Genomic DNA, 11374 nt, shown 5'->3' with positions numbered 1-11374 from the left:
TCAGAAGCGCATCGCGGCGCGGTTAGTTGTGTCTTCTCCTAGTAAAACTTGGTCAATTCATAGTTAACGCGAGTTTCCGTCTGGGCCTTGGTTCGCGCAGGCTTACAATTGTTTGCCCGCTTTTCCGCGCGGCTATTTGGGCTTGCGTGCGCTGGTGTTGATTGCAGGTGGTGGATTGTCATTCCACCACGGCACATCGGTCCATGGGCGCACATCAATCTCATGGGTCCAGCAATTGCGCGGCTGCTGAGCCAGGTTCCAATATGTTTGTGCCAAAGCGGCCGGATCGATCACGCCTTCCTCGCCCTTTGATGCTTTATAGGCTTCAAACCTGTCACCGAGAAGTTTGCCTAGAGTGTCGGGTGCGTTGACCGATCCATCGACCACAATATGCGCAACGTGTACGCCTTGCGGACCAAATTCTGCGTTCAGCGTTTGGCACAGCATCCGCCTGCCGCCCATGGCCGCCGCATGGCTATGCTGGCCGGCATTGCCGCGCACTGCGGCGGTAGCGGACGTGACCAGAAGTGTGCCGTGCCGCCCCGTCTTTGCGCGTTTAGCCATTGTTGGAAGCAACACATGAGCCAAGCGGAACAGGCCAAAACAACCCAGCCTCCAACCCAGCTCAAATGTGCGGTGGGGCGTGTCGGAAAGCGCCCGGTTTCCGATCTGTGCGCCCAGATTATAGAGCGCTGTGTCGATTGGCCCGATGTCAGCCTCGGTTCGCGCCACCAGATCTTCGATTGATCCATCTTCGCTTGCATCGACAATCGCGCCTGATGCGCTCCCGCCGGACTCCTTTATCTGGGCGATAAGGCGATCGAGCCCCGCTTTGTCAGAGCGCCGTGCGAGCACTGCGTGATAGCCCTCAGAAGCAAAGCGCAGCGCAACATTACCGCCAATGCCAGCGCCTGCGCCAATGACCAGACACACTGGCTTTCGACTATCGCTCATTTCTGTCTCCCCTTTACAGAGCCTAGCGAGCTTCGTTCTCGTTAGCAAAGAGGAGCGCACGCCAAGTCACTCGAACGAAGGTAAAGTTCGCTTGTCGATACGCTGTATTGGCTTGTCCAAAACAGGCTCAAGACTGCTCTTGGCGCACCCACCTTCAATGAGCACACGCCTGATCTCGCTATCGGTCAGGAGCGGACCCAACACCTCCCCGCCTTTGCGATAAGCAAAAGCGAGGCGAAACTCATCGTATTGGAAAAGGTCGCCTTTGATTGCAGAGATAAGGCTGTCGCTTGCCTCATAACTCGCCTCCCAATTGCCCAGCCGCATCAATGCATTCAGCTTGGTCGCATTGGCCTTGATGAGCAGGTATTCTTCGAGCGGCCATTGCGGCGTACCAATAAAGTCAATGGCTTCATCCGCTAACGCAATTCCTTGTAGCAGATTGTTACGCGCATCGCCTGTTAGCTCAGCGGCGGTGAAGTCTGCGAGCAAATACATTTGCGCTGCACGAAGGATTGGCCAGCAGGTTTGCGCTGCTTGGTCCAGATTATACTCATTCGTTTCACTGCACGCTTACGTGTCTGCGCGCTCCTCTTCAGGAATGGTGTGCTTCAAGATTGGTGGGTCGGCCCAATCGAGCAGAGTTTGCCCCCCTTCGGGCGGAGTGCTGGCATAGGCCGGTCCAAATTGGGCAAGCGCGGGCGCTGTTGTCAGCAGCGCCGCGCAAGCCGCAATAACCCTCGCTAATCTGTATGACCTCATCAGGTCATTTATACATGTTCAAGCGCCTGTTCAAAGTCAGCGATAAGATCGTCAGCGTCTTCGATGCCGATGCTGATCCGAACGAGGCTATCTGAGATACCCAAGGCCGCGCGGCGTTCTTCGGGCACGGACAGGTGGGTCATGGATGCCGGGTGGCTTGCGAGCGTCTCTGTCCCGCCCAAGCTGACGGCGAGCTTTGCGATTTGCAAATGGTCGAGGAAGCGGAAGCATTCTGCCTCCCCGCCTTTCAGGAACACGCTGAAGGTGGAGCCTGCGCCAAGGCAATGGCGGTCATAGATGTCTTGCTGACGTGCATCCTTGATCATGCCGAGATAGCCAAGGCCCGTCACCTTGGGATGATCTTTCAGGAAAGCACAAACCTTCGCCGCGTTTTCGCCTGCGCGCTGCATCCGCAGTTCGACAGTCTCAAGGCTGCGAAGGAGCATCCATGCGGTGTTGGGATCGACAATCCCGCCCATCGTGTTGCGAAGAGCGCGCACCGGGTCCATCCATTTCTTCGCGCCCGCAATGCTGCCCGCCACAAGGTCAGAATGGCCGCCAACATATTTGGTAAGCGAATAGGCGACGATGTCTGCTCCGTGGTCCAGAGGGCGCTGCCACAATGGTCCCAGAAAGGTGTTGTCAATCGCAATCGGGCAATCCCATTTGAGATTGGCATCGCGCGCTTCTTTCACGGCCTCAATATCTACCAACGCATTGGTTGGGTTGCCGGGGCTTTCGAGATAGATCATCGCGACCTTGCCGCCGTTCTCTCCCGCCTGTTTCTTGGCGCGCTTGAGGACTTCATCCAATTCCTCGCGGCTGGCACCGGCTGGAAAGTCGATGTAGGTGACGCCGAATTTGGACAGAACCTTGGCAACGAAGCCTTCGGATGCGGCATAAAGCGGGCCTGAGTGGACGATCACATCCCCTTGGCTCACATAAGCCATCATCAAGATACAGATCGCGGTCATGCCGCTTGAGAAGGTTAGCGCATCTTCTGCCCCGTCCCAAATCGCCAAGCGGTCCTCGAGGATTTCCTGGTTTGGCCCGTTGAAGCGCGAATAGACAAGGCCCTCTGCCCCGCCTTCGCGTTTGCCGGTGATGCCCTCAAAGTGGCGCTTGCCGTCGGCAGCGCTTGGGAAGGCGAATGTGGAGGTGAGGAAAATCGGCGCTTTTAGCGACCCTTCGGACAGGGTCGGATCATAGCCATGCCCCATCATCAAGGTTGAAGGTTTCAATGGGCGACCCGCGATCTCGGTACGCTCTGGTTTTGGTTTACGGCGCTGGCTTGGGATATTGGGTGTCGGGTTTCCGGCTGCGTCGATTGCGTCGGTCATGATGCCGATCTCCTTCCAAGTACATGTCCCTAGGAAGGCAGGGAACTCACATATGTGAGGCCGATGGAGCGCCCGTTTCTAACCTCCGCAGAAACGCCTCTCCCCATGGTCCACTTGCTGGTTGAATGGATATTCTGAACAGGTTTCATGTGCAACCGGATTTATCTGGGAAATCCCCAAGGTGGTTACGCATGGGCCCTATCTTCAGGAAAGCTGCATCAGGGCATACGCTGAGTAGAAACCCTGAGGGCCTGGTCCGATGCAGCTTTCCTGAACCGTGACCGTTCCTCAGCGGTTTCCCCAACTAGACGAACGCAGCGATCCCCCAAACAAGGCCAACGATCAGGAATATTCCAATAAGATCAAGGAGAAGGCCTGCCTTGACCAATTTCTCGATCCGCAAATGCCCTGTGCCCCACGCAATCGCATTTGGGCCGGTCCCCGCAGGCAGGATAAAGCCCCAGCTTGCTGCGAGCGCCGCTGGCATGGCGATCAAAATCGCCGCTTCGCCAAGGCCAAGCCCGGCCGCCAAGCTCGCGACAACCGGGATAATGGCGCTTGCAGTGGCAACATTGCTCGCAAATTCGGTGACCAGCACAACCATCGCCACCACGGCCAAGGCGATGATGAAGAGCGGCAGAGCCTCCAAAGGCAACAAGGACTGCCCCAACCAGTCTGCCAATCCGCTCGCCTGCATTCCAGCGGCAAGGGCAAGTCCCCCGCCAAACATTAAAATGACACCCCAAGGCGCGCGGTTTGCCTCGTGCCAATTGAGGAGCGGGCGAGTCTTTCCGTTTTGCCGGGTACCATCGGGCAAAAGGAACAAAGACAGCGCTGCGATCACAGCGATAGTGCCGTCGGTCCAGCTATCTTCTGGAAGATAGGGCGCAACCCAGCGTTTGGTCATCCAGAGAAAAAAGGTGATCGCCACAATCGGCACAAGCCGCTTTTCCGCCGGGCTCCATGCGGCATGATCATCGATGGCGGCGCGCGCGGCGGCAACATCAAAGGGATGATCGCTGACCTTTTGGACCTTCGCAATAATCAGGCAGGCAATGGGAACACCGATCAGCACGATAGGCATGCCGAAAACCACCCACTGTGCAAAAGAGATTTTTAGCCCGATCATATCGTCGAGCAGTTGCACCGCGATGCCATTCGTGGGTGAGCCAACAATTGTGCCAAGCCCACCGATACTGGCGGCAAAAGCAATCCCCATGGGAAGCGCACCGTAAATGCCGCCCGTTTCAATGGTCTCGCCCTCCGCTGTTTGCAAAGAAGCGCCTCCTGCGAGCACCGCCAAAGCCATCGGCATCATAATAAGCGCAGTGGATGTGTTGGAGATCAGCCCGGACAAAATCGCGGCGCTCACCATAAAGGCAAGCAGCAGGCGCACTTGTCCTCCTTGACTGCCAATCGCTTTCAATATCGCTAGGCTTAGCCGCCTGTGCAGGCCGGTCCGTTCAATCGCAAGGGCAATGAATGCGCCGCCCAGCAAAAGAAACAGGATTGGCGCATAGTAAGCGCTCGCGGTTTCGCGTGCTGTCATCACGCCGGAGAGCGGCAGACACACAAATGGCAGCAATGCTGTGACGGCCAGAGGCACCGCCTCGGTGATCCACCAGGCTGCCATCCAGATGACGAGCCCCGCGACCAGCCACGCCTCGCCGCTCATACCGCTGGGCGCGGGCGCAATAGCGGTGATGGCAAAGGCGAGGGGGCCAAGAAAAAGGCCAATCCTTTGGGCGGTCATTGGGTTTTGTGTTTCCTCGCCTTACGAAGTTTCCCCTAGACTGGCAGCTTCGCGCTCAAGCGCAAGAAGCAAGCATCCTGACCTGTGGAATGATTGGCGGGCCGGAGAAAAACCTCTAGGCATTAAAGCCATGCGCGATGATCGACCTGTAGAGCTCGTCCCAACGGATGCCCCGCTGGACCGCCTCTCACACACTTTGGCAGCTGCTTTTCAAGATGACCCTGCGCTCAGCTGGATCGTGCAAGACGGCGCACGGCGCAAAGCCATGCTCCCCGCCTTTTTCAAAGTGATGGCGGAGCAATCAAGGCGGCATGGAGAGATATTGGCAACGCCTGATGGTGGCGCTGCAAGCCTTTGGTATCCGCCTGGCGAAGTGCGCGATGGAGTGATTGCCTCGATCTATGACAATCTGCGCCTGCTCGCAGGTTTTGGGCTTACCCTTCCCAGAGGCCTTAAGGTGGCCGAGGAGATGTACAAGCGCCATCCATCCCCGCAGGTCTATTCCTACCTGCGCTATGTCGGCGTAACGCCAGCGGCCCAAGGCAAGGGCTGGGGCGGGGCGATTGTGCGCGAAGGCATCGCAAGGGCGGCAGAGCAAGGGCAGGGCGTGCTGCTGGAGACCGCGACGCCAGATAACGTCACGATCTACACCCGGCTGGGTTTTGAGATTATTGAAGAGTGGAAGGTGCCGGGTGGCGGCCCCAAGTTTTGGACGATGGTCCACCCGGCTCCTTGAGGCCCGCAGCGCTCATCCCGGTTGGTCTGAAACCCTGTCCGAGCACTCCAATCGCCAGTTTCCCTTCTCATCGCGCTGGGCTGTAAACGGTCTCGGTCCAATAGGTCGCCGACCATCCTCGATCACCACCGAGCAAGTAAGCTCGCCAATATCGGGATTGCCGGATATGATGTCCTGGGGCTTCACAGTCAGAACATACTCGGCTGGAATGTAGTCAATGCAGATTTGGTCACCCGAACAATCCCATAACCTGCGGTCAAACTTGTAGTCGACGATCTCTCCGATGAAGACAGCGTGTGTGGCATTGTCATCAATCGCCGAAGGCACGCCGCTAATCTTTGGCGAGCCATCGTTCTGCGCCGAGGCGCACCCGCATACGGCATACGCACAACAAAAAAGGGCAAAAGCGCCGACCGCCTTCGCCCTTGATTGCTGTATAAGTCCCAATTCTGTCGCCTTATTTCGGTGCAAGCACCATCAGCATTTGCCGGCCTTCAAGGCGCGGGAATGCTTCGACCTTGGCGGTCTCTTCTACGTCTTCCTGCACCCGCTTGAGCAGATCCATGCCCAGATGCTGGTGCGCCATTTCGCGGCCACGAAAACGCAGGGTGACTTTCACCTTGTCACCATTGTTAATGAATTTGTTCACGTTGCGCATCTTCACATCATAATCATGCGTGTCGATGTTGGGGCGCATTTTGACTTCTTTGATGTCCTGCGTTTTTTGAGTCTTGCGCGCAGCGTTAGCCTTTTTCTGGGCCTCAAAACGATATTTGCCGACATCGAGGAATTTGCACACGGGCGGGTCCGCATTGGGGGACACTTCGACAAGGTTCAGACCCTTGTCATTCGCCTGCTCCATCGCTTCGCGTGTAAACATCACACCAAGGTTTTCGCCTTCGTCATCAATGACGCGGACCTTGGGTACCTGAATAAAATTATCATAACGAGGGCCGCTTTTCGTTGGCGGGGCCATCTGACGCCGAGGTGGACGGGCTATGTGGGTTCTCCTGTGGTAGCCTAATTGTGAGTCTTCAATATAGGCGCAAAGCCCTTAAGTTACTAGGCGCAACCGTCAAGCCGCCTTGCGATAAAGCGGGAATGTGACCAATTTGCCCTTTGGGGGATGATGGTGCTCACAATTGGATGCCCCAAGTGAACTTAGGGAAGTTGACCATCCCGTAACCGACCATGCGAGGCGCGAGCCACAGGAATAGGTTCAATGCCAACCCGAGGAACACGGAAAAGAAGACAAATGCGATAAGTGCGAAGCCCAGAAGCTCGCTAGTTAAGACCTCAGTGTCGCGCGAAAAGCCGAAGGTGACGAAGGCCGCAGACATCGCAACGCCAAGCAGAATGGAGCTCGGCCAAACTGCGGAAAAACTGAATTTATCGCCAAAAATCTGCCCCATGACAGGGGCCACAAGAAAATACATCCAGCAAATCATGAAGGTGAAGAATAGCAGCCCGCCAAATTCAGAAGTGACTGAGGAATCTGGAGCGCGGCCGGAGAGGTAGCTCCACGTAGCTGGCGCCATAAAGGCAGCCAATGCCACAAAATGCCAAATGGTGATTGTGTTCCAAGCGTAGCGAAGCGGCGCAAACTCCATCAAGCCGCCTCGCGATAAAGCGGGAATGTGACCAATTTACCCTTTGCGGGCAGGATGGCGTCGATTTCGCGTGCGGGGCTTAGCGCTTTCAGGATCTCGGGCGCGCCTGCATCCATTCCCCCGGTGTAGGATCCGAAGGCGGGCGCGATCATGCGGTCAGGGCCATCCGGCGCGCGGCTTACCACGGCGCAGGGCCTTGCGATATGGCGGTTTCTCACCTTCAGGCGCATCTTGGGGTGGTAGTGCCCCGATAGCTCTGGCCTTGTCTCGCCCGGGCGCGCTTCGTGGCGCAGGATGACGCCGGAGAGCTCAAGCTCGCTAAAGCTCTCAGCACCGAACGTCCGAGCCATCTGCTCATCGTGATTGCCCGTCACCCACACCCAGTCAACGCTGCGGATCAACGCTTCGAGCATCCCGCTTGCATAAGGATCGAGCCGGTTGGTGCCTTCATCATCGTGGAAATTGTCACCCAAGGTGATGATCCGCTTGGCATCCGTCGCCTTGATCGTGTCAGCCAAGCGCTCCAGCGTTGCGCGGCTGTCATAGGGCGGGAGCATCTGCCCGGTCTGCGCGTACCAGCTGCCCTTTTCGAGGTGCAGGTCGGCGACAAGAAGCGTGCGTTCGCGCGGCCAATAGAGCGCGTGCGACTTGGTCAGCACCATCTCCTCGCCCGCAAATTCAAGCGGGGCAGAATCAGATGGGAACGAAACGGGAACCATGGTGCCTTCTGACTTGCATCAGGCCATTTGACAAGTGTCAAAGCGGGTGGACACCTTTGTTGTCATAGGGCAAATGCGAAGTCGGATATTGGACGAGGGATACTTATGAGTGATTGGGCCGGCCATACAGGACGCGCAAAAGAATGGTTTGAGAGCCTGCGTGACCAGATTTGCGCTGCTTTTGAAAGCATTGAGCGCGAAGCTGGCTCTGATGCGAGCTTTCAATACACCCCGTGGAACCGCGAGGAAGAGGGCAATGAAGACCCCGGCGGCGGCGTTCAGGGCCTGATGAAGGGCAAGGTTTTTGAGAAGGTCGGGGTCAATGTTTCAACCGTGCGGGGAAGCTTTTCCGAACAATTCGCCGATCAGGTGAATGGCGCTAGCGCCGAGCACCCCGAGTTTACCGCCACGGGCATCAGTCTGGTTGCCCATATGCACAATCCTCACGTGCCAGCAGTTCACATGAACACGCGTTTCCTGACCACGCAATCGGCATGGTTCGGGGGAGGGGCCGATCTTAATCCGCCGATCCCGTATGAAGAGGATACGCAAGAGTTTCACGCCGCAATGCGGGCCGCCTGCATGGCACATAACCCGACGTATTATGAGAAATATAAAAAGTGGGCGGATGAGTATTTCTATATCCCTCACCGCGAAATGCATCGCGGCGTTGGCGGGATTTTCTATGACCATCTTGCATGCGACGATGACCCCAGCTTTGATCGCAATTTTGCGTTCACACAGGACGTGGGCAAGGCGTTTCTCGACATCTATCCAAAGCTTGTGCGCAAACGGATGGAAAGCAATTTCACCGACGCGGATGTGACGCAGCAGCTTGAATATCGCGGGCGTTATGCCGAATTCAATCTGGTCTATGACCGGGGCACAATCTTTGGCCTTAAGACAGGCGGCAATATCGATGCGATCTTGATGAGTCTTCCGCCACGGGCTGAATGGAGCTGAGGCTGAGATACCGTGACAACGGATTTCGCTCTCGGACATCTGTTTTAGGCTTGCAGCTTCTGGTTTAGACACGCACATTACTGTCAATGCTGCGCCAGTATGAACTTGTGGAACGGGTCCTTGGATATGACCCTGACGCCGATGAGGCGGCGCTTAACCGCGCGTATGTCTATACGGTGCAAAAACACGGGAGCCAAAAGCGCGCGAGCGGCGATCCCTATTTCTCGCACCCGATTGAAGTTGCAGGCTTAATGACCGATTTGCAGCTTGATCAAGAAACGATCATGACCGCGCTGCTGCATGATACGGTCGAAGACACTCTGGTCACGATTGAGGACATCGAAGCCAACTTTGGTAAAGAGGTTGCGCGCCTTGTCGATGGGGTGACGAAGCTTTCCAAAATCGAAACCATGCCCGAAAATGAGCGGGCGGCTGAGAACTTGCGCAAATTCCTGCTTGCGATGTCTGAGGATATTCGCGTTCTGTTGGTCAAGCTCGCTGACCGATTGCACAATATGCGCACGCTCCACTTCATCAAGAAGCCAGAGAAGCGCCAGCGTATCGCGCGTGAGACAATGGATATCTATGCCCCGCTTGCAGAACGGGTGGGCATGTACGAATATATGCGCGAGATGCAGGCGCTTGCTTTTGAGCAACTTGAGCCTGAAGCCTATGCGACGATCACGCACCGGCTCGAAGCTTTGCGGGGCGAGGATAGCAGCGAGGTCGATGCAATTGCATTGAAGATCAAGCAGGTCCTGGCCGAAGCGGGGCTTTCGGTTGAGGTCACGGGCCGCGAAAAGCACCCCTATTCGATCTGGCAAAAGATGTCAGAGCGTCATGTGAGCTTTGAGCAGGTTACCGATATTATGGCCTTTAGGGTCATCACTGAAACGGTTGCGGATTGTTATGCTGCGATGGGGGTCTTGCATACGACATGGCAGTTTTTGCCGGGTAAATTCAAAGACTACATCTCAACGCCCAAAACCAACGGCTACCGCTCCCTCCACACCAGCCTCATGTATGAAAATTCAATGCGGGTAGAGGTGCAAGTCCGCACCCGAGAAATGCACGACCGCAACGAATTCGGGCTTGCAGCGCACTGGGCCTACAAACAGCATGATAAAGCCGACGGACAGGTTGGCTGGCTGCGCGATTTGATCGAAATCGTTGATGCAAGCCATGATGCAGAAGAGCTGCTGGAGCACACGCGGCTTGCGATTTATCAGGATCGCATCTTCGCTTTCACTCCCAAAGGCGCGCTGTTCCAATTGCCCAAAGGCGCAACGGCGGTTGACTTCGCCTTTGCCGTACACACCGATTTGGGGCTGGCAACGGTCGGGGTAAAGATCAACGGGCGGCACATGCCGCTTCGCACCCAGCTTAACAACGGCGATGTGATCGAGATCATCAAAGGCGGTGATGCAGGCCCGCAATTGTCTTGGCTTGGCTTTGTCGTGACCGGTAAAGCGCGCGCTGCGATCAGGCGGGCGGTTCGACTTAAAGAACGTGAAGAGGTAGCGGAAATCGGCTCCAAGCTGTTTGACCAAATCGCAGCGCGGGTGCCTGCGAAAATCGGCAAGAAGGCAATTCGGGTCGCGGTTGAGCGGCTGGATATGGAAGAGCCCGATGATCTGATGTTTGCGATCGGTGCAGGCAAGATCAGCGACCGCGAAGTGATGGAAGCGCTTGTTCCGGGCTGCACCTCGGAATTCGATGAAGAAGAAGAGTGGTCATCGCGCGACCGTCAGATTTCCATCCGCGGTCTGACACCGGGCGTTGGCTTTGAGTTGGCCGAATGTTGTCACCCGGTGCCAGGTGACCGAATTGTTGGTCTAAGGCGCAAAGGTGAACGAGTAATCGTCCACACGATTGATTGCCTCGAACTGGCCGATGGTGTCGATAGCGATTGGCTGGACCTCAATTGGGGCAAACGTTCGCACGGGGCAGTGGGGCGCTTTGCAATCACGATCTATGATCGTCCCGGCACCTTGGCAGAAATGGCCGGTGTTTTTGCCCAGCATAAGATCAATGTGACGAGCCTGACCCAGACCCATTTCGACCTGCCGTTTGCCACTTACGAGATTGACGCTGAGGTCAACGATGTGGCGCACTTGTCGCGGATCCTTTCCGCCCTTCGCGCAAGCGATGCGGTGGCTCAAGCGGACAGGATTTAATGGCCATCATCGGCCTTGATCACATTCAATTGGCCATACCCGAGAGCGGTGAAGACAAGGCTAGGGCGTTTTACGGCGATTTGCTCGGCATGCGCGAGGTCGCAAAGCCCGCCAACCTCTCTCGCAAAGGGTGTTGGTTTGAGGCAGGCTCACTTAACTTGCACATCGGAGTTGATCCCAACTTCCAGCCAGCGTCAAAGGCGCACCCGGCACTGCTGGTTGATGATCTCGATCATATCGAGACGCGCTTGGCCGCAGCTGGCTATCCCATTGCGATTGACAAGCCAATCATCGGCTATTGCCGGTTTTTCACCAATGATCCGTTCGGCAATCGTATCGAGATAATGCAAAAGACCTGAC

At 56.3% G+C, this 11374-nt stretch carries 13 protein-coding genes; 4 read left to right on the top strand and 9 right to left on the bottom strand.

Going from position 1 to position 11374, the window contains the following annotated elements:
- Positions 1 to 132: 132 nt before the first annotated feature.
- The 5 genes from EH31_RS05460 to EH31_RS05440 all read right to left on the bottom strand — a co-directional run bounded on the left by EH31_RS05460 (position 133) and on the right by EH31_RS05440 (position 4809).
- Positions 133 to 954, bottom strand: a complete 822-nt coding sequence (locus EH31_RS05460; RefSeq protein WP_034958516.1) for an SDR family NAD(P)-dependent oxidoreductase — start codon at positions 952 to 954, stop codon at positions 133 to 135.
- 66 nt (positions 955 to 1020) lie between these two features.
- Entirely contained in the window at positions 1021 to 1452 is a 432-nt protein-coding gene (locus EH31_RS05455; RefSeq protein WP_034958514.1) for a hypothetical protein, read from the bottom strand.
- Between the two features lie 75 nt (positions 1453 to 1527).
- Positions 1528 to 1716 carry a hypothetical protein gene (locus tag EH31_RS17850; RefSeq protein ID WP_034958512.1) on the bottom strand — a complete coding sequence of 63 codons (189 nt, stop codon included), beginning with the start codon at positions 1714 to 1716 and terminating at the stop codon, positions 1528 to 1530.
- 8 nt (positions 1717 to 1724) lie between these two features.
- Complete coding sequence (locus EH31_RS05445) at positions 1725 to 3056, bottom strand: cystathionine gamma-synthase family protein (RefSeq protein WP_034958510.1); 1332 nt, start codon at positions 3054 to 3056, stop codon at positions 1725 to 1727.
- A 304-nt stretch (positions 3057 to 3360) separates the two neighbouring features.
- On the bottom strand, positions 3361 to 4809 hold the full coding sequence (locus tag EH31_RS05440) for an SLC13 family permease (protein ID WP_034958508.1): 1449 nt from the start codon (positions 4807 to 4809) through the stop codon (positions 3361 to 3363).
- 130 nt (positions 4810 to 4939) lie between these two features.
- Between EH31_RS05440 and EH31_RS05435 the strand changes: the two genes are divergently transcribed.
- Positions 4940 to 5545, top strand: a complete 606-nt coding sequence (locus EH31_RS05435; RefSeq protein WP_051698960.1) for a GNAT family N-acetyltransferase — start codon at positions 4940 to 4942, stop codon at positions 5543 to 5545.
- Between the two features lie 12 nt (positions 5546 to 5557).
- Here the strand turns inward: EH31_RS05435 and EH31_RS05430 are convergent, their stop codons facing one another.
- The 4 genes from EH31_RS05430 to pdeM form a co-directional block, all read right to left on the bottom strand.
- A complete protein-coding gene (locus EH31_RS05430) occupies positions 5558 to 5872 on the bottom strand; it encodes a hypothetical protein (protein ID WP_152553463.1) in 315 nt (104 codons plus the stop codon).
- 130 nt (positions 5873 to 6002) lie between these two features.
- Entirely contained in the window at positions 6003 to 6521 is a 519-nt protein-coding gene (gene infC, locus EH31_RS05425; protein ID WP_034958506.1) for a translation initiation factor IF-3, read from the bottom strand.
- 160 nt (positions 6522 to 6681) lie between these two features.
- On the bottom strand, positions 6682 to 7155 hold the full coding sequence (locus EH31_RS05420; RefSeq protein ID WP_034958505.1) for a hypothetical protein: 474 nt from the start codon (positions 7153 to 7155) through the stop codon (positions 6682 to 6684).
- Entirely contained in the window at positions 7155 to 7874 is a 720-nt protein-coding gene (gene pdeM, locus EH31_RS05415) for a ligase-associated DNA damage response endonuclease PdeM (protein WP_034958503.1), read from the bottom strand. Before pdeM ends, EH31_RS05420 begins: the two co-directional genes overlap by 1 nt.
- A gap of 105 nt (positions 7875 to 7979) precedes the next feature.
- On the opposite strand from pdeM, the gene hemF reads away from it, so the two are divergent.
- The 3 genes from hemF to EH31_RS05400 all read left to right on the top strand — a co-directional run bounded on the left by hemF (position 7980) and on the right by EH31_RS05400 (position 11373).
- Positions 7980 to 8837: an oxygen-dependent coproporphyrinogen oxidase gene (hemF, locus tag EH31_RS05410; RefSeq protein ID WP_034958502.1), complete on the top strand. Its 858-nt coding sequence runs from the start codon at positions 7980 to 7982 to the stop codon at positions 8835 to 8837.
- A gap of 86 nt (positions 8838 to 8923) precedes the next feature.
- Positions 8924 to 11014 (top strand): RelA/SpoT family protein, encoded by a 2091-nt coding sequence (locus EH31_RS05405; protein ID WP_034958500.1) that lies wholly within the window; start codon positions 8924 to 8926, stop codon positions 11012 to 11014.
- Positions 11014 to 11373: a VOC family protein gene (locus tag EH31_RS05400; protein ID WP_034958499.1), complete on the top strand. Its 360-nt coding sequence runs from the start codon at positions 11014 to 11016 to the stop codon at positions 11371 to 11373. Before EH31_RS05405 ends, EH31_RS05400 begins: the two co-directional genes overlap by 1 nt.
- The last annotated feature ends 1 nt before the right edge of the window (position 11374 follow it).

This window comes from Erythrobacter longus (genome assembly GCF_000715015.1).
In the GTDB taxonomy this organism is placed as follows: domain Bacteria; phylum Pseudomonadota; class Alphaproteobacteria; order Sphingomonadales; family Sphingomonadaceae; genus Erythrobacter; species Erythrobacter longus.
This window is presented reverse-complemented; position numbering and strand designations above follow the sequence as displayed.

Coding starts and splice junctions, on each gene's coding strand:
- EH31_RS05435 (WP_051698960.1), top strand. CDS start 4,940: ATGCGCGATGATCGACCTGTAGAGCTCGTCCCAACGGATGCCCCGCTG.
- pdeM (WP_034958503.1), bottom strand. CDS start 7,874: ATGGTTCCCGTTTCGTTCCCATCTGATTCTGCCCCGCTTGAATTTGCG.
- EH31_RS05455 (WP_034958514.1), bottom strand. CDS start 1,452: ATGTATTTGCTCGCAGACTTCACCGCCGCTGAGCTAACAGGCGATGCG.
- EH31_RS05440 (WP_034958508.1), bottom strand. CDS start 4,809: ATGACCGCCCAAAGGATTGGCCTTTTTCTTGGCCCCCTCGCCTTTGCC.
- EH31_RS05420 (WP_034958505.1), bottom strand. CDS start 7,155: ATGGAGTTTGCGCCGCTTCGCTACGCTTGGAACACAATCACCATTTGG.
- EH31_RS05405 (WP_034958500.1), top strand. CDS start 8,924: ATGCTGCGCCAGTATGAACTTGTGGAACGGGTCCTTGGATATGACCCT.
- hemF (WP_034958502.1), top strand. CDS start 7,980: ATGAGTGATTGGGCCGGCCATACAGGACGCGCAAAAGAATGGTTTGAG.
- infC (WP_034958506.1), bottom strand. CDS start 6,521: ATGGCCCCGCCAACGAAAAGCGGCCCTCGTTATGATAATTTTATTCAG.
- EH31_RS17850 (WP_034958512.1), bottom strand. CDS start 1,716: ATGAGGTCATACAGATTAGCGAGGGTTATTGCGGCTTGCGCGGCGCTG.
- EH31_RS05400 (WP_034958499.1), top strand. CDS start 11,014: ATGGCCATCATCGGCCTTGATCACATTCAATTGGCCATACCCGAGAGC.
- EH31_RS05460 (WP_034958516.1), bottom strand. CDS start 954: ATGAGCGATAGTCGAAAGCCAGTGTGTCTGGTCATTGGCGCAGGCGCT.
- EH31_RS05445 (WP_034958510.1), bottom strand. CDS start 3,056: ATGACCGACGCAATCGACGCAGCCGGAAACCCGACACCCAATATCCCA.